The organism is Serratia sp. CY52157 (genome assembly GCF_052168495.1).
Classification (GTDB): Bacteria; Pseudomonadota; Gammaproteobacteria; order Enterobacterales; family Enterobacteriaceae; genus Serratia; species Serratia ureilytica.
Genome location: NZ_JBJNMO010000001.1, coordinates 1,194,493 through 1,211,098, shown reverse-complemented (window position 1 = coordinate 1,211,098; position 16,606 = coordinate 1,194,493). Strand labels below are relative to the sequence as shown.

General features: G+C 56.3%; 26 protein-coding genes. 17 read left to right on the top strand and 9 right to left on the bottom strand.

Going from position 1 to position 16,606, the window contains the following annotated elements:
• The first annotated feature begins 2 nt into the window (after positions 1 to 2).
• A complete protein-coding gene (astE, locus tag ACJ8IP_RS05825) occupies positions 3 to 986 on the top strand; it encodes a succinylglutamate desuccinylase (RefSeq protein ID WP_147880039.1) in 984 nt (327 codons plus the stop codon).
• Positions 987 to 1,554: 568 nt separating this feature from the next.
• Entirely contained in the window at positions 1,555 to 2,637 is a 1,083-nt protein-coding gene (gene ompC / locus ACJ8IP_RS05820; RefSeq protein ID WP_033650925.1) for a porin OmpC, read from the top strand.
• A gap of 82 nt (positions 2,638 to 2,719) precedes the next feature.
• Here ompC and ACJ8IP_RS05815 read toward each other — a convergent pair whose 3' ends face one another.
• Positions 2,720 to 2,944: a biofilm development regulator YmgB/AriR family protein gene (locus tag ACJ8IP_RS05815; RefSeq protein ID WP_033643403.1), complete on the bottom strand. Its 225-nt coding sequence runs from the start codon at positions 2,942 to 2,944 to the stop codon at positions 2,720 to 2,722.
• A gap of 121 nt (positions 2,945 to 3,065) precedes the next feature.
• Positions 3,066 to 3,257 carry a YebW family protein gene (locus ACJ8IP_RS05810; RefSeq protein ID WP_004934567.1) on the bottom strand — a complete coding sequence of 64 codons (192 nt, stop codon included), beginning with the start codon at positions 3,255 to 3,257 and terminating at the stop codon, positions 3,066 to 3,068.
• Between the two features lie 226 nt (positions 3,258 to 3,483).
• On the opposite strand from ACJ8IP_RS05810, the gene lysM reads away from it, so the two are divergent.
• The 5 genes from lysM to ACJ8IP_RS05785 all read left to right on the top strand — a co-directional run bounded on the left by lysM (position 3,484) and on the right by ACJ8IP_RS05785 (position 6,366).
• Complete coding sequence (lysM, locus tag ACJ8IP_RS05805) at positions 3,484 to 3,930, top strand: peptidoglycan-binding protein LysM (RefSeq protein WP_015378169.1); 447 nt, start codon at positions 3,484 to 3,486, stop codon at positions 3,928 to 3,930.
• 263 nt (positions 3,931 to 4,193) lie between these two features.
• Entirely contained in the window at positions 4,194 to 4,349 is a 156-nt protein-coding gene (locus ACJ8IP_RS05800) for a hypothetical protein (protein WP_162882310.1), read from the top strand.
• A gap of 23 nt (positions 4,350 to 4,372) precedes the next feature.
• The gene (locus ACJ8IP_RS05795; RefSeq protein ID WP_162837199.1) at positions 4,373 to 4,537 is read left to right on the top strand and encodes a hypothetical protein; all 165 of its coding nucleotides are present in this window, start codon (positions 4,373 to 4,375) and stop codon (positions 4,535 to 4,537) included.
• Positions 4,538 to 4,643: 106 nt separating this feature from the next.
• The gene (locus ACJ8IP_RS05790) at positions 4,644 to 5,585 is read left to right on the top strand and encodes a pirin family protein (protein ID WP_089191912.1); all 942 of its coding nucleotides are present in this window, start codon (positions 4,644 to 4,646) and stop codon (positions 5,583 to 5,585) included.
• Between the two features lie 427 nt (positions 5,586 to 6,012).
• On the top strand, positions 6,013 to 6,366 hold the full coding sequence (locus ACJ8IP_RS05785) for a DUF1304 domain-containing protein (RefSeq protein ID WP_046687262.1): 354 nt from the start codon (positions 6,013 to 6,015) through the stop codon (positions 6,364 to 6,366).
• A gap of 25 nt (positions 6,367 to 6,391) precedes the next feature.
• On the opposite strand, the gene ACJ8IP_RS05780 is transcribed toward ACJ8IP_RS05785, so the two are convergent.
• Both ACJ8IP_RS05780 and ACJ8IP_RS05775 read right to left on the bottom strand, forming a co-directional pair.
• The gene (locus ACJ8IP_RS05780; RefSeq protein WP_004927697.1) at positions 6,392 to 6,778 is read right to left on the bottom strand and encodes a helix-turn-helix domain-containing protein; all 387 of its coding nucleotides are present in this window, start codon (positions 6,776 to 6,778) and stop codon (positions 6,392 to 6,394) included.
• A gap of 444 nt (positions 6,779 to 7,222) precedes the next feature.
• Positions 7,223 to 7,435, bottom strand: a complete 213-nt coding sequence (locus tag ACJ8IP_RS05775) for a YccJ family protein (protein WP_004927694.1) — start codon at positions 7,433 to 7,435, stop codon at positions 7,223 to 7,225.
• 188 nt (positions 7,436 to 7,623) lie between these two features.
• Between ACJ8IP_RS05775 and ACJ8IP_RS05770 the strand changes: the two genes are divergently transcribed.
• On the top strand, positions 7,624 to 7,863 hold the full coding sequence (locus tag ACJ8IP_RS05770; RefSeq protein WP_033643399.1) for a DUF2766 family protein: 240 nt from the start codon (positions 7,624 to 7,626) through the stop codon (positions 7,861 to 7,863).
• Between the two features lie 40 nt (positions 7,864 to 7,903).
• On the opposite strand, the gene ACJ8IP_RS05765 is transcribed toward ACJ8IP_RS05770, so the two are convergent.
• Positions 7,904 to 8,137 carry a YobH family protein gene (locus tag ACJ8IP_RS05765; protein WP_033643398.1) on the bottom strand — a complete coding sequence of 78 codons (234 nt, stop codon included), beginning with the start codon at positions 8,135 to 8,137 and terminating at the stop codon, positions 7,904 to 7,906.
• Between the two features lie 161 nt (positions 8,138 to 8,298).
• On the opposite strand from ACJ8IP_RS05765, the gene ACJ8IP_RS05760 reads away from it, so the two are divergent.
• Both ACJ8IP_RS05760 and ACJ8IP_RS05755 read left to right on the top strand, forming a co-directional pair.
• Entirely contained in the window at positions 8,299 to 8,457 is a 159-nt protein-coding gene (locus ACJ8IP_RS05760; protein ID WP_004927688.1) for a PhoP/PhoQ regulator MgrB, read from the top strand.
• A gap of 81 nt (positions 8,458 to 8,538) precedes the next feature.
• The gene (locus tag ACJ8IP_RS05755) at positions 8,539 to 8,814 is read left to right on the top strand and encodes a YebO family protein (RefSeq protein WP_033643394.1); all 276 of its coding nucleotides are present in this window, start codon (positions 8,539 to 8,541) and stop codon (positions 8,812 to 8,814) included.
• A 38-nt stretch (positions 8,815 to 8,852) separates the two neighbouring features.
• Here the strand turns inward: ACJ8IP_RS05755 and fos are convergent, their stop codons facing one another.
• A complete protein-coding gene (gene fos / locus ACJ8IP_RS05750; RefSeq protein WP_089191911.1) occupies positions 8,853 to 9,260 on the bottom strand; it encodes a fosfomycin resistance glutathione transferase in 408 nt (135 codons plus the stop codon).
• 169 nt (positions 9,261 to 9,429) lie between these two features.
• Here fos and ACJ8IP_RS05745 point away from each other — a divergent pair, with 169 nt between their 5' ends.
• The 3 genes from ACJ8IP_RS05745 to ACJ8IP_RS05735 all read left to right on the top strand — a co-directional run bounded on the left by ACJ8IP_RS05745 (position 9,430) and on the right by ACJ8IP_RS05735 (position 11,581).
• Entirely contained in the window at positions 9,430 to 9,732 is a 303-nt protein-coding gene (locus ACJ8IP_RS05745) for a phage protein NinX family protein (protein WP_033643391.1), read from the top strand.
• A gap of 75 nt (positions 9,733 to 9,807) precedes the next feature.
• Complete coding sequence (locus ACJ8IP_RS05740) at positions 9,808 to 10,044, top strand: DUF4060 family protein (protein ID WP_025303167.1); 237 nt, start codon at positions 9,808 to 9,810, stop codon at positions 10,042 to 10,044.
• A gap of 175 nt (positions 10,045 to 10,219) precedes the next feature.
• The gene (locus ACJ8IP_RS05735; protein WP_033643390.1) at positions 10,220 to 11,581 is read left to right on the top strand and encodes an amino acid permease; all 1,362 of its coding nucleotides are present in this window, start codon (positions 10,220 to 10,222) and stop codon (positions 11,579 to 11,581) included.
• Between the two features lie 40 nt (positions 11,582 to 11,621).
• On the opposite strand, the gene ACJ8IP_RS05730 is transcribed toward ACJ8IP_RS05735, so the two are convergent.
• Entirely contained in the window at positions 11,622 to 11,912 is a 291-nt protein-coding gene (locus tag ACJ8IP_RS05730) for a hypothetical protein (protein ID WP_033643389.1), read from the bottom strand.
• A gap of 221 nt (positions 11,913 to 12,133) precedes the next feature.
• Between ACJ8IP_RS05730 and ACJ8IP_RS05725 the strand changes: the two genes are divergently transcribed.
• The 3 genes from ACJ8IP_RS05725 to cspE all read left to right on the top strand — a co-directional run bounded on the left by ACJ8IP_RS05725 (position 12,134) and on the right by cspE (position 14,218).
• Positions 12,134 to 13,135: an MBL fold metallo-hydrolase gene (locus tag ACJ8IP_RS05725; protein ID WP_089191910.1), complete on the top strand. Its 1,002-nt coding sequence runs from the start codon at positions 12,134 to 12,136 to the stop codon at positions 13,133 to 13,135.
• A gap of 715 nt (positions 13,136 to 13,850) precedes the next feature.
• Entirely contained in the window at positions 13,851 to 13,967 is a 117-nt protein-coding gene (locus ACJ8IP_RS05720; protein WP_002211058.1) for a DUF2627 domain-containing protein, read from the top strand.
• A 41-nt stretch (positions 13,968 to 14,008) separates the two neighbouring features.
• A complete protein-coding gene (gene cspE, locus ACJ8IP_RS05715; RefSeq protein ID WP_002221949.1) occupies positions 14,009 to 14,218 on the top strand; it encodes a transcription antiterminator/RNA stability regulator CspE in 210 nt (69 codons plus the stop codon).
• A 52-nt stretch (positions 14,219 to 14,270) separates the two neighbouring features.
• Here the strand turns inward: cspE and pgeF are convergent, their stop codons facing one another.
• Complete coding sequence (pgeF, locus tag ACJ8IP_RS05710) at positions 14,271 to 14,987, bottom strand: peptidoglycan editing factor PgeF (protein ID WP_033650929.1); 717 nt, start codon at positions 14,985 to 14,987, stop codon at positions 14,271 to 14,273.
• A gap of 161 nt (positions 14,988 to 15,148) precedes the next feature.
• On the opposite strand from pgeF, the gene rlmA reads away from it, so the two are divergent.
• The gene (gene rlmA / locus ACJ8IP_RS05705) at positions 15,149 to 15,967 is read left to right on the top strand and encodes a 23S rRNA (guanine(745)-N(1))-methyltransferase (RefSeq protein ID WP_047574851.1); all 819 of its coding nucleotides are present in this window, start codon (positions 15,149 to 15,151) and stop codon (positions 15,965 to 15,967) included.
• Positions 15,968 to 16,029: 62 nt separating this feature from the next.
• On the opposite strand, the gene mntP is transcribed toward rlmA, so the two are convergent.
• A complete protein-coding gene (gene mntP / locus ACJ8IP_RS05700; RefSeq protein WP_025159822.1) occupies positions 16,030 to 16,599 on the bottom strand; it encodes a manganese efflux pump MntP in 570 nt (189 codons plus the stop codon).
• Positions 16,600 to 16,606: the final 7 nt, after the last annotated feature.

The window sequence follows — 16,606 nt, the reverse complement described above, 5'->3', positions numbered from 1 at the left end:
GCATGATCGATCTACTGCCCCTGACGCTGGAGGGGAAAGAGCCCGCCGAATGGCAGGGCGAAACGCCGCAGCTGCGCTGGCGTTGGCTGGGGGAAGGGGTGTTGGAACTCACGCCGCGGCAGCGTTATCGCCAGGCGTTGGTGGTGTCGGCGGGCGTACACGGCAATGAAACCGCGCCGATTGAACTGCTCAATCAACTGGTCGGCGATCTCCTTGCCGGCCGGTTACCGCTGACGGTGCGGCTGTTGGTGGTGCTGGGCAACCCGGCGGCGATGCGGGCGGGCAAGCGCTATCTGCACAGCGACATGAACCGCATGTTCGGCGGCCGCTACCGCAACTTCGCCGCCAGCGGGGAAACCGCGCGCGCCCAGCAGTTGGAGCGCACGCTCGCCGCCTTTTTTGATGGCGAACAGGCGGCGCGTTTCCATTACGATCTGCACACCGCCATTCGCGAGTCGCATTTGCCGCGCTTTGGCATTTTGCCCTTCCAGAAGCGCCCGTACAGCGAACCGATGCTAAAGCTGCTGGATGCCGCCGATCTGGATGCGCTGGTGGTACACAGTGCGCCGGGCGGGACTTTCAGCCACTATTCCAGCGAGCATCTCAATGCGGCGAGCTGTACGCTCGAGCTGGGCAAGGCGCGGCCGTTCGGCAGCAACGATCTGCAGCAGTTCGCCGCCATCGATCGCGCTCTGCGGGCGGCGGTCAGCGAGAGGCCGTTGCCGGAGCGCGCGGGCGAGGCGATCCGGGTATTCCGTGTGATGCACTCGTTGATCAAACACAGCGAGGATTTCAAGCTGCATCTGGATGATGACACCGCCAACTTCACCGAGTTGAAACCGGGGATGTTGCTGTGCGAGCAGCCGCAGGAGGAGTATCGCGTTGGCGAAGAGGGCGCGTGGATACTGTTTCCTAACCCCACTGTGGCGCTGGGGCTGCGCGCCGGCATGCTGTTGAGCGAAGTTTCCCGTTCTACGCTGTATTGATTTATCCTCGGCGGCGCCGTCAGCGCGCTGCCGTTTATTCCTTTCATTATTTTAATCTGCTATTTCCCGCTATTTAAATGGCCATAAATCGAATTTTATTCGTCCTATAGGGATTTCTTTACGTGAATGAATAAAGGCCGTATTCAGCCGTTATCGGAAAGCCTTAATTGCCTGGTGACTTTGTTAAGATAAAAATGTGAAATAAGTAACGTTTTTAATAACCATGCTAATCTTGTTGTTACTTTTGAATCGCGCAGAAAGCACGCAAAACGAAACCAAAATGCACTAAATTGGTGCGTTGCACCGTTTTGGTTATAAGTTATGTGATAAAAATTTCTTATATTCAATGGGTTATGCATTCTCTTTTTTGAAATATATGGTTACAAATAAACATGCTTTCTCCTCGTTGTTTCATGAACTTTTTGATTTTAAGTTTTGATTCATGATGCTAATGTCACATCACCCCAGCATTAGGGGAGCTCATAAAATACCAAAAGATAAAATCACAGCCCAAATTATAAATTGGGCGTGACGGGCAGGGTTCTAATTATAATATCTAGGAAAATAAATGATGAAACGCAGTGTATTAGCCTTAGCTGTCGCCCTCGGGGCGGTCACCTCCTTCGCCAACGCGGCTGAAATCTACAATAAAGATGGCAATAAACTCGACCTGTACGGCCGCGTTTCGGCCAAACACGTTTTCAGTAAAGATAAAAGTGAAGACGGAGATAAAACGTATGTTCGTCTGGGCTTTAAAGGCGAAACCCAGATCAACGATCAGCTGACCGGTTACGGCCAGTGGGAATACAACGTTCAGGCCAACCACGATGAAGCGCAGGGCACCACCGGCACCAAAACCCGTCTGGGCTTCGCCGGCCTGAAGTTCGCCAACTATGGCTCGTTCGACTACGGCCGTAACTACGGCGTGGTGTACGACGCCGAAGCTTATACCGACATGCTGCCGGAATTCGGCGGCGACTCCTACAGCTACACCGACAACTACATGACCGCGCGCTCCAACGGCCTGGCGACCTACCGCAACCGTGACTTCTTCGGTTTGGTGGAAGGCCTGAACCTGGCGTTGCAGTACCAGGGTAAAAACGACGGTGACGGCCGCAGCGTGACCAAGCAAAACGGCGACGGTTACGGCATGTCTCTGGACTATCAGGACATCGGCGGCACCGGCATCGGCGTCGCGGCGGCGTTCTCCGATTCCAACCGTACCAGCGCTCAGAAAGCGTTGCAGTACGGTAAAGGCGACAAGGCCACTGCCTGGACCACCGCAATCAAATATGACGCCAACCAGGTCTATCTGGCGGCCATGTATGCCGATACCCGCAACATGACGCCGATCAGCGGCAATGGCGTCTCCGGCTTCGCCAACAAAACGCAGAACTTCGAAGTGGTGGCCCAGTACCAGTTCGAAAACGGTCTGCGTCCGTCTCTGGCCTACGTGCAGTCGAAAGGCAAGGATATTGAAGGGATTGGCGACGTCGATCTGGTGAAATACGTGGAAGTGGGCGCGACTTACTACTTCAACAAAAACATGTACACCTACGTCGACTACAAGATCAACCAGTTGAACGACGACAACAAACTGAAGCTGAGCACTGACGATATCGTTGCCGTCAACCTGACCTACCGCTTCTAAGCTGCAATTCCATTACCCTCATCCTGTGTCGGGATCGGTAATCAGGCAGGGCGCAAGCCCTGCCTTCGTTTGTATCGCGCGCTCAGCCTTTTGGCGCCAACCCCACCAGCTCGATGGCCGAACGCAGCGCGGCAAACCGCTGCTGATCCTGCTCTCGCTCTATCTCTGTCACCAGCTGCGAAAGAATATTGCCGCCGGATACCTTTTTATGGTTTTTGATTAACTGCAACACTGCGTCGCCTAACGCCAGACTGACGTTGCGCAGCAGAATTTCATATTGCTCGTTGGAATGAGCCGATGCTGACATGACCTTTCTCTGTCTTTCTTCTTCGGGAGCCGCAATTTAGCAAAACAGCGGCCTTGTGCCTCGGAGGAAGATGCAGTTTCCGATGAAATCAGAAATTCCTCAGCATCAGGCGGGGAGGGGATCAAAAATCCGAGTATTCGCTGGCCGGCAACCAGAAGCCGTCAATAAATTCTTCCATGGGATAACAGCCGGCGTGACGCAGGTTCTGTTCCTTCATCGCCACCAGGCATTGCGGTTCGTCGCGCAATATGTCCACCACCATTTCACTGCAGCCGCCATCCAGATAACAGACAAACATCACCAATGCGTACATCTTGCAGCCTCCTTCGTCGAGCCGCCTTGTCTGCAACAGTGTAGGTAAAAAAGCGCGATTTTTCAGCATCATTGCGCGATAAAACGCCAATGAGGCGCCGCAGACGGCACTTTCGGAATTCTCCAGCCGTTTCTGGGGGCGAGAGCGGATGGCAGATCCTTTTGACGATGCTAAGCTTAACAAGCCTTACATCAACGCATTAGTGCAACCATCAAAAGGAGTGAATATGGGCTTGTTTAACTTTGTCAAAGAAGCGGGCGAAAAACTGTGGGACACAGTCACCGGCAATGCCTCCGCCGAAGATCAAAGCGCCAAACTCAAGGAGCATCTCGATAAGAGCGGCCTGCCGGGCACCGACAAAGTCAATGTGCAGGTGGTCGATGGGAAAGCGGTGGTGACCGGCGATGCCGTCAGCCAGGAGCTGAAAGAGAAGATTCTGGTGGCGATTGGCAACGTAGCGGGCATCAGCGGTGTGGAAGACAAGGTGGCGGTAGCGCAATCCGACGCCGAGAGCCGCTTCTATACCGTGAAGAAGGGCGATACGCTGAGCGCAATCTCCAAAGAGATGTACGGTAACGCCAATCTCTACAACAAAATTTTCGAAGCCAACAAGCCGATGCTGTCGAGCCCGGACAAGATCTATCCGGGACAGGTGCTGCGTATCCCGCAATAACGCTTCTGTCTCCCCTGGCCCGGCGATGTGCCGGGCTTTTTTTTGCCTCCGCTATAAGCATCTCTTATTTCCCTTCCCTCTAAATAAAAGTTACACATACCGTGTGCCTGCGCTCGCCGGCCCGCGGCGGCGGTGTTGACCCTGGGGGGGAAAGTTGGTAGCGTCATGGCCCGGTTGCGGACTGAGCAGCCGAAGGGGGATTTCGCTCCCCCATTCTGAGGGGGTGTCTTGCCCCATCAAACAGCAATGCAGCAGTTGAACGAGTGAAAGCCGATTTAGTGAAACAGCAGCGTAACGCCTTGACGGATAAAAACTACAGAGAAACCTTGGGTGATGCGCAATTTGCGATCGTCGTTTTGGCGATTGCGTCCTGCTCACTGATCATTTTTACGTTGGCGGTCACGCTGTGGCTGACCTGACGTCATTAACTAGGGGAGAGAAAATGGAGCCCAATCTCCACGATGAAACCAAACTGTTGGCGATTATCGGCCTGTTGGTTTCTGTACTGCTGGTCGTGTCGATTCTCTTCGGAGTGACTTATTTCTCCGATCTCAGGCATGCCCACGACGATATCGATATTAAAAGCTGCTACATCAAAACACCTTAATCCGCGTGAGCGCGGCTGAGCGTCGTCGCTCTCCAGGGGGCGTTGTCCTGTGCTAAGCTGGGGCGATTATCCTTGGCGAATCGGCGCCATTCAGGAGGTCTTTGCGATGAGTCAGTCACATCCTACGCGCTTTTCACCCTCACGCGAGTGCCCTGTCGTTGACGGCGCGCGCCAGATCCAGCGCATTGCCGTGCGCAATGCTGAAGTGGGCGGCATTCCTATCAACCGCGCGTTGCCAACCCGGGAGCGGCGCACCGTCGGCGCCTGGTGTTTTCTCGATCACGCCGGCCCGACGGTATTCAACGGCACCGCGCCCGGCATGGACGTAGGGCCGCATCCGCACACCGGTCTGCAAACCTTTACCTGGATGATCGAGGGTGAGGTGCTGCACCGCGATAGCCTCGGCAGCGAACAGTTGATCCGTCCGGGGCAGGTCAATCTGATGACCGCAGGGCACGGCATCGCGCATACGGAACAGTCGGTGGGCGAGGACCGACGACTGCACGCCGCACAATTGTGGATTGCGTTGCCGGCCGAATATGCCGACATGGCGCCGCGATTCGATCATTATCCCGATTTGCCGCAGTGGCGGAATAACGGCGTGAATCACCGTTTGCTGGTCGGGGAATTTGGCGCTTATCGTTCACCGGTGTTTACTCTTTCGCCATTAATCGCCATTGATATGGAATGGCAAGAGGCGGCGACGGCGCAATTGCCGCTGCGCGATGATTATGAAATCGGCTTTTTGCCCCTGATTGGTGCATTTGAACTTAATGGTGAAACATTTTCACCTGACGCATTCGCCTATTTAGGCATGGGTAATAACTCTATTGAGTTAAATGCAGAGAAGGGCAGCCGGGGATTATTAATCGGTGGAGCGCCGTTAAATGAAGAGATCCTTATCTGGTGGAACTTCGTTGGCCATACTAAAGCGGAAATTATTCAGGCTCAGCGCGATTGGGAGCAGGAAACGGATCGTTTTCCGGCGGTCAGCGGTTATTCCGGTGAGCGCATGGCCGCGCCACGCCTGCCGTGGAGCGAAGTTTGATAGCGTTAGGATATAATCGCCGAGATTATTCGACTTATTTCGCTCTAATAACGCGCAATAAATGTGATCGCGGCTCCAGCTTCACGACAATATAAAGTTTCTCAACGAAATAGTGATCTGACGCATATAATGATAAACGGAAGAAGATTAGGATAATCCTCAGGAAGTCAGGTTGTCTCCCGTTAGTCTGATGTCAGTGAGGTCATTATGAGCCAAGTTCTTTATCGTGCAAGACTGTCCCATGTCGTGGTTGCCACGGCGCTGTTTTGGGTCTCTGTCGCGGCATTGTTGGTTGCCGTATTACACTAACCTCAAAAAATGACTCCTGCATAAACCCGCTTCGGCGGGTTTTTTTATCTTGGATGGTGAGCGATATTCACCCATCACTTATACTTGACGGCATCCCCATTTCGCTATTTGGATAATCATGAAGCTCATTGCCGACATTGTTCTGCTGCTTATCGCGGCGCTCCACCTTTATATCCTGGTATTGGAAATGTTCCTGTGGCGCGCGCCGATCGGCAGGCGAGCATTCGGGACGACGGCGGAGTTCGCCGCGGCCACGCGGGTCTTGGCCGCCAACCAGGGGCTGTACAACGGTTTTCTGGCGCTGGGTCTGGTATGGGGCTATTGGCGTGAAGATGTGGCGCTGCAGCTGTTCTTTCTCGGCTGCGTGCTGGCGGCCGGCGTGTTCGGCGGGCTGACCGCCAGCCGCAAGATCCTGTGGGTGCAGGCGTTGCCGGCCGCGATCGCGCTGCTGGCGGTCTGGGGCGCGCGTTAACCCGCCGGTTGACGGCGGGCGAAAATCAGGCGGATTTTTGGTGAATGACGTGCAGCGGCGGATCGATGTGCAGATCGACGCTCAGATCCTGGCGGAAATCGTAAGGCGTGATATTAAAACGCTTTCTGAACATGTAGGTGAAGTGGGACTGTGAGCCGAAGCCAAAGTCCAGGGCGATATCGAAAATCGACGCTTCACTGCTGCGCAGTTGATAGACCGCGCCGGCCAGACGGCGTTCACGAATGTATTTGCCCAGCGAAATCCCTGTCGCTTCTTTGAACAGCTTCTGCATGTGCCACAGCGAGTAGCCGGAGTACTCGGCCAGCTCTTCGAGATGGATCACTCGTCCGAGGTGAGTTTCGACCCATTTGCTGAGGGCGCAGACCAATGAGAGATGGTGTTCTTGTATCATCAGTGCGTCAGTGTGAGATCTACATAGCGGTGAAGTATACACAACTTGCCGCCGCGGACAAAAAACGCCGCCGATGACGGGGCATGATTCGGAAAAACCGTTGAACCGCCGCTTGTCAGCCGAAAGGAAAAACGGCTAATCTGAGACTGTCGCCGCCGCGGTGGGTGACGCGGAGCAGACCGCAGCAAGAACCGCCAAAACAGAGTCAGCCGTAACAACTCAACGTTGATGGGGTGATCGCATGTTAATGACAGTGGTTATTACTCTGGTTGTAATCGTGGGCGTCGGCGCTTTTATGGCGACGCCGGTGATGAGCATGAAAAATGCGGAAGGTGTGGGAGGTGAAGAACCGTGAGAGCAAGCAGAGATGCACGCCGCTGAGCGGGGTGAGCGCTAATCGGGAAAGCCTGGGCCAGAAACCCGGGCTTTTTGTTGCCTGGCGGCTTAAACGTTTTTACGCTCGACGGTTTCCTCTCCCCAATAAAGCTGGTCTGCGGTGGTTTTGGCAAAAGCCTTTTCCAGCGCTTCATCGCTGCCTTCTTCCCAGATCTTCTGCGCCAACACTTCATCGTTCCCTGCCAGTTCAAAAATAGCTTCGGCAATTTCCACCGAAGTTTCACGCACTGTTGCCCAGGATTTCACATTGTGATTCGCCATAACTATCTCCTGTTGGTTGTGGCTTAGGTTACGGATGTTTTTATCACCGTCATGCTGCAAGTATAGGCTAATCTGCCGCGGGCTTTTGCCCGGCGGTGCGCAGAATGGGGAAAAAGGCGGGGAGGGCGGGCAATGGCGCAGGCGGCATGCTATTCTGTGCGGCGTTTGAATCAAGAGGGAAAGTTATTATGTCTGACATGCTGAGCAACGAGCAGGAATTGGCTTCCGATCTGGTCGCTTGCCAACTGGTCATTAAACAGATTCTGGACGTTATCGACGTGATTGCGCCGACCGAAGTGCGCGACAAGATGGCGGGCCAGCTCAAAAGCATCGATTTCTCCACGCATCCCGCCGGCGCCGATCCGGTGACCCGCAGAGCGATTGACAAGGCGATTGCGCTGATCGAGTTGAAGTTTACCCGCGATTGAGGCGGAGCCGCCGCAGAGCGACGGCGTCGGGCGGTGGCGGTTAATCCACCACCGTTTCGATTTTCTTGAACAGCGGGCAGTCGGTCACGCCGATGAAACCGTTGTCGCCATTGACGTACTGGGCGATCGCCACGTTGCGCGCCGTCAGGTATTTGCACTGCAATCCCAATCCGCCGACGTTCTTGTTGCTGCCGATCAGCACGCCGTAGCCCGAGATCAAAAAGCCGCCGTAAATGACCGCCAATACCAGTACCCACTTAATCAGTCTGCTCATTGCGTTTCCTCGTTATCCCTGAGGGTTCATCTAGCCACGGCGCCAGCGCGAGGGCAAGGGTAACAGTCTGAAAACCGGGCGATAGCCAGAAATCTAAACGACAAGTTAAACTTCGTTTAACTTTGCTGTGATAACATGCGCGATAGACCATCCTGATAACAATGAGGCTGCTAAATTTGTTGCGAAAAAAAATCCTCGTGATAATGACGGCCGTCGCTGCCTGCCTGTTTTTCTACCTGTTGGCGCTGGACAGCTATTGCGACGATGGTGGAAATTTTGCGCTGGGCATCTGTTCGGTGACGCGCTTCGTACCCTGGTAAGCAATTTTTGGCAGGGATGTTCGCCCGGCCGCCGCGAGTGTTAAGATGGCGGCCTGAATTTCGCAGTAGATAGGGTTGTCCATGTACGATTTAGGTTTTGGCCAGAACGGCCTGTTGTCGTTGGCTCTCGCCGCCGTGGCGTTGCTGGTGGGGCTCTGGGTTTGGTTCCTGGTGAACCGCGCCAGCGTGCGCGCCAACGAGCAGATTCGCCTGCTGCAGGAAATTGCCGAGCAGCAACGTCAACAAACGGCGCTGTTGAAGCGTTTGGCGCACAGCGCTCGCGCCGACGGCGGCGATGCTGATGACGACGATCTCAGCCCCGCGCTGGATTTTAAAGGTTTTATCCCCGAACGTTGAACACCCTGCTCCGGCCGGCGCTGCGCCGCCGGGGCGCTTCAGTAAAATACCATGCCCTGATACGGTTTTTCCCGGCATGCCGCCAGGCGGCTGGCCAGATCGCCGGCATGGATCTCCAACTGATGCCCATCAGGATCGAGAAAATAGAGCGACTCGCCCTCGCTGCGATTGTTTTTCCACTCTTCTGCGCCGCTCTGGCGCAGCCGCTCGCTGACCCGTTCAATGTGTTCCGGCGCGACGCTGAAGGCGTAATGGGTGTAATCACGCGCCCGTGGTTGCGTGCGGGCCTCATCCAATGACAGGCACAGCCACAACGCCCCCAACGACAGATAGGCGCCGCCTTGCCAGCGGGCGTGAGGGGTAAACCCCAACAGATGACGGTAAAAATCGAAGCTGCGATCGAGATCGCTGACGGCGAGCGTCAGGTGGTTGAGGCCGGTCAACATGCGTGCGTTTCCTGGGCGCTAAACAGACGAAAAGTGTACGCAGAAGGGGAGAAAAGTTAAAGGGGGCGAAACATTAGTGCAGATAATGTGAAAACCGGCGACGCTGTCATAAAACTGTCTTACAGACATCGTAATGTAGCGCGAACCTTACAAAAGATGGATAAAGCCGATGATTAAATGGTACGAAGAAAGCGATGCCGAAGTGAACCGCAGCATTGCGCTGCTGACCGGGGAGAACCCGGACAAGTGGTATCCCTACGGCGGCGTGAAAGGTAAAGATTACTGCAAGAATCCCTCCGACGCCTGGCCGATCATTTGCGCCAACAAAATCAGTCTGAACCCCGACAACCACAGCGACAGCCCACAGTGGCAGGCGCGCATGAGCACCCAGGGCGGTGAATGGCAGGCCGACAGCGCCAGCCCGCTGCGCGCGGCGATGATCTGTTTTCTGATGAGCCGACAGGCTAACTGATTCGCAAAAATACCGGTGATTGGTAAGAGTTTCTCCTTTTTCTAATAACAGAGCTGTCGTTGGCGGAGGCTGTTTATGAAGCGCATTATCAAAGGTGATAAAAACTTGTCTCATCTGGTGATTGCCCATGCGGCGATCGATCGTCATGCCGAAAGCTTCGGCCAGCGCCGTCAGGGCTGGCCCTCGACCTATCTGATAAAATATCAAAACGATCGCGTGGCGGTGGAAGTGGTTACGCGTCGCCAATCTTATGTCGCCACGCTGATGATCGGCGCGCGCAACCTGACCAAACTGTGCGGTATGCCTGGCTGAACGCCGACGTTACCCGCTCTCCCTCGGTTAAAAAATCGCGCTCCGGTCTGCCGTCTCGGGGCGCTACTCCTTGATGCTCACGGGGTTAAGTGTTAAAAAGCCGCCCGCAGATACATTTATTGATTGGTGAAATCTTGGCCGATAACGGCAAGGAGGTACGCCATATGAGGATAAGATGGGCGGTCAGCATCAGGATACCCCGCTAAAACGCGGATTAAAAAACAGACACATACAGCTTATTGCCCTCGGGGGCGCCATCGGCACCGGTTTATTTCTCGGCATTGCGCAAACCATTAAAATGGCCGGCCCCGCCGTGCTGTTGGGCTACGCCATCGGCGGTTTTATCGCGTTTTTGATCATGCGCCAGCTGGGCGAAATGGTGGTGGAGGAGCCGGTCGCCGGATCTTTCAGTCACTTTGCCTATAAATATTGGGGTGATTTCGCCGGTTTCCTTTCCGGCTGGAACTACTGGGCGATGTTCATTCTGGTCGGCATGGCGGAATTGACCGCCGTCGGCATCTACATTCAGTACTGGTGGCCAGAGATCCCCACCTGGGCGTCCGCCGCGCTGTTCTTTGTGTTGATCAATCTGATCAACCTGGTGAACGTGCGCCTGTACGGCGAAACCGAGTTTTGGTTCGCCATCATCAAGGTGGTGGCGATTGTCGGCATGATCGTGTTTGGCGCCTGGCTGTTGGCCAGCGGCAACGGCGGGCCACAGGCCAGCATCACCAACCTGTGGCAGCAGGGTGGTTTTATGCCGCACGGCTTCTCGGGGCTGGTGATGGCGATGGCGGTGATCATGTTCTCGTTCGGCGGGCTGGAGATGGTGGGCATCACCGCGGCGGAAGCCGCCGATCCGCGTCGCAGCATTCCTAAAGCGACCAATCAGGTGGTGTACCGCATTCTGATTTTCTATATCGGTTCGCTGACCGTACTGCTCTCGCTTTATCCGTGGGGGCAAGTGGTGGAGGGCGGCAGCCCGTTCGTGCTGATCTTCCATGCGCTGAACAGCAATCTGGTGGCGACGGTGCTCAACGTGGTGGTGCTGACCGCCGCATTGTCGGTCTACAACAGCGGCGTTTACGCCAACAGCCGCATGTTGTTCGGGCTGGCCAGCCAGGGCAATGCGCCGAAAGCGCTGACGCGCGTCAACAAACGCGGCGTGCCGGTGCTGTCCATCGCACTGTCGGCGCTGATTACCTCGATCGGCGTGTTGATCAACTATCTGATGCCCGGCAAGGCGTTTGAGCTGTTGATGGCGCTGGTGGTGTCTACCCTGGTGATCAACTGGGTGATGATCTGCCTGGCGCACCTGAAATTCCGTGCGGCGAAGAACCGTCAGGGCGTCATTCCGAGCTTTAAGGCGCTGTGGTATCCGTTCGGCAACTATCTGTGCCTGGCGTTCCTCGGCCTGATTTTAGTGATTATGTATTTCAGCGAAGGGATCCGCATTTCGGTGCTGTTGATGCCGGTGTGGGTTGCAGTGCTGTGGGGCGGGTTCATGCTGACGCGCCGCAAAGGCGCCAAGCGTTAATCTGCGCGCGGAGGCGTATTGCGCCTCCGCGCTCTTCTCGTCAGCTGCGCGGCATAAAGGCGCGCCCCTCACCGTCACCCCGTCCCAGCAGTTTCCGGCACAGCAGCAGCAGGGTGCTGATGACGTCGATGGTCACCACGCTGAGCATCAGCAGGGTCAGCATGAAGAACCCGAGCAGCGAACCGCCAAGCAGCACCAGCGGTGCAGGCACGCGCACGCGGCGCAGCTTCATGGCGAAATACATTTTCCAGTATTGCTTCTGCGCCAGCAGCGCGCTGCGAATACGGCGCCCCAGGCCTGCGCCTGATTTGCGGGATGTCGAACGACTCATAACTTCTCCTTTTCTGTATGCCCTACAAGTCAATCACAAAGTTCTTAAGAGAGTCTTAACGGGCTCTTGGCGGCCCTGGCTGTCTCACCGAAGTGAGACAACAGCATACGGCAAAAGCTCCCTCAATGCAGCGCACGGCTGACGAAGTGCGAGCTTCATCGGGTTTGTTACACTGAAAGTCATGCCCGTGCAGGGCGCTGAGGGTCGGGAGAAGACGCTGGATGAAAAGAATCAACCGTTATTACGACGCGGCCAAGGCGCATCACACGCCGGAGGGATTTCGCAACCCGGAACCTTCGCGGCGTCAGGAGGGGGATCTTCAACGTTGGCAAGATGAGCGCAAGCGCCAGGGGTTGCCCAAGCCGCCGCAGCAGGGCTACGCGCAATTTACCGAACGCTGGTGGCAGCCGGCCGATCTCAGCGGCAGTGGCGACAGCGTCTGGTGGTTGGGGCATGCCTCGATGCTGCTGCGGTTGAGCGGGCGCTATATCCTGATCGATCCGGTGTTGTCCCAACGCGCATCGCCGCTGAGCTTTTACGGCCCGAAGCGCAGAACGCCGCCGCCGCTGACGGTGGAGCAACTGCCGGCGGTGGATGCGGTGCTGATCTCCCATAACCATTATGACCACCTTGACAGGCGCACGGTGCGGCAATTGGCGCGGCGTTTCCCTCAGGCCGAGTTCATCGTGCCGCTCGGCTTGAAGCGCTGGTTCCGCCGTTATCGGCTGAAGGTGCATGAGCTGGACTGGTGGCAGAGTCTGCCGTTGGGCGAGCTGACGGTCTACGCCACGCCGGCGCGGCACTGGAGCATGCGCACGCTGTGGGATCGCAATCGCTCGCTGTGGTGCGGCTGGGTGATCCACCATCCGGCGCTGCGGTTTTATTTTTCCGGCGACAGCGGCTATTCGGAACGGTTGGCGGAGATCGGTCAACGGCTGGGGCCGTTCGACGTGGCGGCGCTGCCCATCGGCGCCTATGCGCCGCGCTGGTTTATGCAGGAACAGCATATGGATCCGCAGCAGTCGGTGACGCTGTACCGTCAACTGAATCAGCCGCGCGCCATTCCCATTCATTGGGGGGTGTTCGAATTGGCGGATGAATCGCTGGACGAGCCGCCGCAGCAGTTGAACCTGGCGTTGAGTGACGCGGGGCTGGAGCAGCATCAATTCCATCCGCTGAAGATTGGCGAGCGTATCGCGTTGCAGGACTCACCGTCTGCGTGACCTCATCACCCGGCGGCGCTGCGGGATGAATAAAACCAACGGTTTGAAAGCGCGGCTGTAATTAGCCGAATTGATAAGCGCGGGTGGTGATTCAAATAACCCCCTTGTTTTCAGGATTTAATTCAACGTTGAACTTTCGTTATTGATAAGACTATTCCGGCTATTGAGGTTAATGATATTCGGATTATTTATGATGAACCCACCGGCAAGCGGGAGAGGTGTCGGCGCTTTGCATGTTTATGCATCCGTTGTGCAGGGCGGATGCGTCACCACTGGCCCGTGCGCCGTGCTCGCCCGCGCCGTTTGGCTGCAGGGCTGAAAGCCGATGATGAATGGGCTTTCCGGCGGTAAATGGTCGGAGGAGCGATGAATAAATTGGCCCCCGTTCATCGATATTCAAATGTTGCATATCAAATTCCATAAAGATTCAAATTTTTTAACGCTATAAGCGGCAAAAAAGCGGAAATGACGAGACAGATAGGCGTCAATACGATGAAAGTTTTGTTAAAACGCCAGCAGAATGCGGGGTCTGGCGCAGTGATTTTGGCAAGCAGAAAATAGCCGATGCTTCAACATCTTTTGGCCTATTTAAGCAAATGTGGCTCTCGACCGTTTCAAATATGTGCGACATGTCGTTCAGTGATTAAAAATGGCTTGCCATCGCATACAGAGTATGTGATAACGCATCTGGGTAAAACGAGGTACAGTTCTGTATATGTGTGGCATTTTCAGTAAAGAAGTTCTGAGTAAAGACGTTAGCGTTGAATACCGCTTCTCTGCCGATCCTTATCTTAGTGCCTCAAGCAGTAACGACTCTAGTTTGTCTATGTAACGCCTACGGGCGGTTTAAACAATCCAAAGGAAATACTCAAGATGGCAAAGATCAAAGGTCAAGTTAAGTGGTTCAACGAGTCTAAAGGTTTCGGTTTCATCACCCCGGCTGACGGCAGCAAAGACGTGTTCGTACACTTCTCTGCAATCCAGGGTAACGGCTTCAAAACCCTGGCTGAAGGCCAGAACGTTGAGTTCGAAATCCAAGATGGCCAGAAAGGCCCATCTGCAGTAAACGTTACTGCTATCTAATCAGCGTCAGCTGTACAAAAAGCCCGCCTTCGCGCGGGCTTTTTCGTTTCCGTCATTCGGCGACGATGACGATGCCGGCGTACTGGTTGCGGCCTTTAATGCCCGGATGCGTCGGATCCTGCGCGCGCCGATGGCTGTTGCGGCGATAGCTGGTGTATTTGAAGCGCTGCGGCCGCTGCGGATCGACGTCCGGCGTGCAGATAGTGCAACTGCCTGAGCGGTCAACGGCGGCGAAGCCGAGCGTCGTCAGCTTGTATTCGGCGATCGCGGCCAGATCCAGATGTCGATAGTGCGGGCTGATCAGCGTAGCGGGCAGCGGCAGACGCTGTTTAAAGTTTTCCACCAGCGCTTCGTCAACTTCGTAACAGCACGGGCCGGCGGCGGGGCCGATGGAGGCCACCCAATCGGCGGTGTCGCCGTCCTGGCGAATGCGGGCCGCCATCTGTTCCAGAATACCGTCCAGCAACCCGCGCCAGCCGGCGTGCACCGCCGCGATGGCGCCGCCGTCACGACGGCTGAACAGTACCGGCAGGCAATCCGCCGTCAGCACGCTGAGCAGAATGCCGGGCTGGCGCGTGTAGAAGCCATCGGCCTCACCGCACGCCTGCGCCGGTTGCAGCACATCGACGATGCGGGTGCCATGCACCTGCTTCTTTTCCGGCAATGTGGCGCTGTAGGGCAGCAGATGCCCCGGCAGCAGCGCAAGTTTGCTGCCGAAGCCGTGCTGAATGTGGGGCACCGCATCGAGCAGCGCGGAACGATCGCTCATAAATTATTTTCACCTGCGTGAGAAAACAGACTCTCAGTGTAGCCAGCTTTTTCCCCGCTTGGCCAGGTGTTGTTGGCGATGAAAGCGAGCGGGGATGCGCCTTGCATCAAACCGGCGCCTTCTTTAGACTAGCCGCGCCCTGTCTCTCTGGAAGCCCATTCATGTCTTATCAATGTCCCCTGTGTCATCAGCCGCTGCATTTTTCATCTCAACAATGGCGTTGCGACGGCAATCATCAGTTCGATCAGGCCAAAGAGGGCTACGTCAATCTGCTGCCGGTACAGCACAAGCGATCGAAGCAGCCGGGAGACAGCGCGGAAATGATGCAGGCGCGGCGCGCGTTTCTCGACGGTGGATATTATCAGCCGCTGCAAGCGCAGGTGGCCGAGTGGCTGGATGTGGCGCTGGCGGCCGATGCTGGCGCGTTATTGGACATAGGCTGTGGGGAAGGGTATTACACCGCCGCCGTGGCCTCACGGCTGGCCCAGGGGCGCAATATGGCGGTCTACGGGTTGGACGTCGCGAAGGTGGCGATCCGCTATGCCGCCAAACGTTATCCGGCGGTCTCGTTCTGCGTCGCCTCCAGCCACCGCTTGCCGTTCGCCGACGGGGCGCTGGATGCGGTCTTGCGCATCTACGCCCCTTGCAAGGCGCAGGAGCTGGCGCGGGTGGTGAAGCCGGGCGGCGTGGTAGTGACGGTTTCGCCGGGCCCGCGTCATCTGTACCAGCTGAAAGAGCGGGTGTACCCGCAGGTGCAGCTGCATGCCGAACAGGACGAACAGTTCGATGGGTTCGACTGCGAGCGCAAAGAGGCGCTGGCCTATACGATGACCTTGCCGGGCGCGCAGGCCGCCAACCTGCTGCAGATGACGCCGTTCGCCTGGCGCGCCACGCCGGAAGTGCAACAGCGGTTGGCCGAGGGCGGGGAGTTTGTGTGCGAGACGGATTTCGTCCTGGCGCTGTACCGACGTCGCGCTTAAAAGGCGCGGCGTCCAGAAACAAAAAAACCTGCCGCGGCAGGTTTTTTTGCAGTTCGGTCGCCTCAGGCCAGGTAGCCGAGGTGTTCCAGCAGGATGTTGACGCCGATACCTATCAGCACCACGCCGCCGAGGATCTCGGCGCGTTTGCCGAGCAGCGGGCCGATAAAGCGGCCGATCATCATGCCCAGCGTCGCCATGATCATGGTGGCGCAGCCGATGGCCATCGCGGTGTGCACGATATTCACCTGCAGGAAGGCCAGGCCGACGCCGATCGCCATGGCGTCGAGGCTGGTGGCGATGGCGGTGGCGACCAATAACCAGAAACCATGGCGTTTGACCTTCTCTTCTTCGTCGGGCCTGTTGCGCACCCCTTCGACGATCATGCGCATGCCGAGAATGAACAGCAGCGAGAAGGCGACCCAGTGGTCCCATTCCATGATGTATTGGCTGGCGAACAGGCCGATGGCCCAACCGATGAGCGGGGTGATCGCTTCCACCACGCCGAAGATCAGGCCGGTGCGGATCGCTTCGCGAAAACGGGGTTGATGCAGGCTGGCGCCTTTGCCGATTGAAGCGGCGAAAGCATCCATGGACATGCCGAAAGCGAGAATAAGCGTTGCTGAAAGGTTCATGTGAAAT

What these genes read in the sequence shown, in the direction of transcription:
- astE (WP_147880039.1), top strand. Translation starts at nt 3, where the DNA reads ATGATCGATCTACTGCCCCTGACGCTGGAGGGGAAAGAGCCCGCCGAA.
- ompC (WP_033650925.1), top strand. Translation starts at nt 1,555, where the DNA reads ATGATGAAACGCAGTGTATTAGCCTTAGCTGTCGCCCTCGGGGCGGTC.
- ACJ8IP_RS05815 (WP_033643403.1), bottom strand. Translation starts at nt 2,944, where the DNA reads ATGTCAGCATCGGCTCATTCCAACGAGCAATATGAAATTCTGCTGCGC.
- ACJ8IP_RS05810 (WP_004934567.1), bottom strand. Translation starts at nt 3,257, where the DNA reads ATGTACGCATTGGTGATGTTTGTCTGTTATCTGGATGGCGGCTGCAGT.
- lysM (WP_015378169.1), top strand. Translation starts at nt 3,484, where the DNA reads ATGGGCTTGTTTAACTTTGTCAAAGAAGCGGGCGAAAAACTGTGGGAC.
- ACJ8IP_RS05795 (WP_162837199.1), top strand. Translation starts at nt 4,373, where the DNA reads ATGGAGCCCAATCTCCACGATGAAACCAAACTGTTGGCGATTATCGGC.
- ACJ8IP_RS05790 (WP_089191912.1), top strand. Translation starts at nt 4,644, where the DNA reads ATGAGTCAGTCACATCCTACGCGCTTTTCACCCTCACGCGAGTGCCCT.
- ACJ8IP_RS05785 (WP_046687262.1), top strand. Translation starts at nt 6,013, where the DNA reads ATGAAGCTCATTGCCGACATTGTTCTGCTGCTTATCGCGGCGCTCCAC.
- ACJ8IP_RS05780 (WP_004927697.1), bottom strand. Translation starts at nt 6,778, where the DNA reads ATGATACAAGAACACCATCTCTCATTGGTCTGCGCCCTCAGCAAATGG.
- ACJ8IP_RS05775 (WP_004927694.1), bottom strand. Translation starts at nt 7,435, where the DNA reads ATGGCGAATCACAATGTGAAATCCTGGGCAACAGTGCGTGAAACTTCG.
- ACJ8IP_RS05770 (WP_033643399.1), top strand. Translation starts at nt 7,624, where the DNA reads ATGTCTGACATGCTGAGCAACGAGCAGGAATTGGCTTCCGATCTGGTC.
- ACJ8IP_RS05765 (WP_033643398.1), bottom strand. Translation starts at nt 8,137, where the DNA reads ATGAGCAGACTGATTAAGTGGGTACTGGTATTGGCGGTCATTTACGGC.
- ACJ8IP_RS05760 (WP_004927688.1), top strand. Translation starts at nt 8,299, where the DNA reads ATGAGGCTGCTAAATTTGTTGCGAAAAAAAATCCTCGTGATAATGACG.
- ACJ8IP_RS05755 (WP_033643394.1), top strand. Translation starts at nt 8,539, where the DNA reads ATGTACGATTTAGGTTTTGGCCAGAACGGCCTGTTGTCGTTGGCTCTC.
- fos (WP_089191911.1), bottom strand. Translation starts at nt 9,260, where the DNA reads ATGTTGACCGGCCTCAACCACCTGACGCTCGCCGTCAGCGATCTCGAT.
- ACJ8IP_RS05745 (WP_033643391.1), top strand. Translation starts at nt 9,430, where the DNA reads ATGATTAAATGGTACGAAGAAAGCGATGCCGAAGTGAACCGCAGCATT.
- ACJ8IP_RS05740 (WP_025303167.1), top strand. Translation starts at nt 9,808, where the DNA reads ATGAAGCGCATTATCAAAGGTGATAAAAACTTGTCTCATCTGGTGATT.
- ACJ8IP_RS05735 (WP_033643390.1), top strand. Translation starts at nt 10,220, where the DNA reads ATGGGCGGTCAGCATCAGGATACCCCGCTAAAACGCGGATTAAAAAAC.
- ACJ8IP_RS05730 (WP_033643389.1), bottom strand. Translation starts at nt 11,912, where the DNA reads ATGAGTCGTTCGACATCCCGCAAATCAGGCGCAGGCCTGGGGCGCCGT.
- ACJ8IP_RS05725 (WP_089191910.1), top strand. Translation starts at nt 12,134, where the DNA reads ATGAAAAGAATCAACCGTTATTACGACGCGGCCAAGGCGCATCACACG.
- ACJ8IP_RS05720 (WP_002211058.1), top strand. Translation starts at nt 13,851, where the DNA reads ATGTGTGGCATTTTCAGTAAAGAAGTTCTGAGTAAAGACGTTAGCGTT.
- cspE (WP_002221949.1), top strand. Translation starts at nt 14,009, where the DNA reads ATGGCAAAGATCAAAGGTCAAGTTAAGTGGTTCAACGAGTCTAAAGGT.
- pgeF (WP_033650929.1), bottom strand. Translation starts at nt 14,987, where the DNA reads ATGAGCGATCGTTCCGCGCTGCTCGATGCGGTGCCCCACATTCAGCAC.
- rlmA (WP_047574851.1), top strand. Translation starts at nt 15,149, where the DNA reads ATGTCTTATCAATGTCCCCTGTGTCATCAGCCGCTGCATTTTTCATCT.
- mntP (WP_025159822.1), bottom strand. Translation starts at nt 16,599, where the DNA reads ATGAACCTTTCAGCAACGCTTATTCTCGCTTTCGGCATGTCCATGGAT.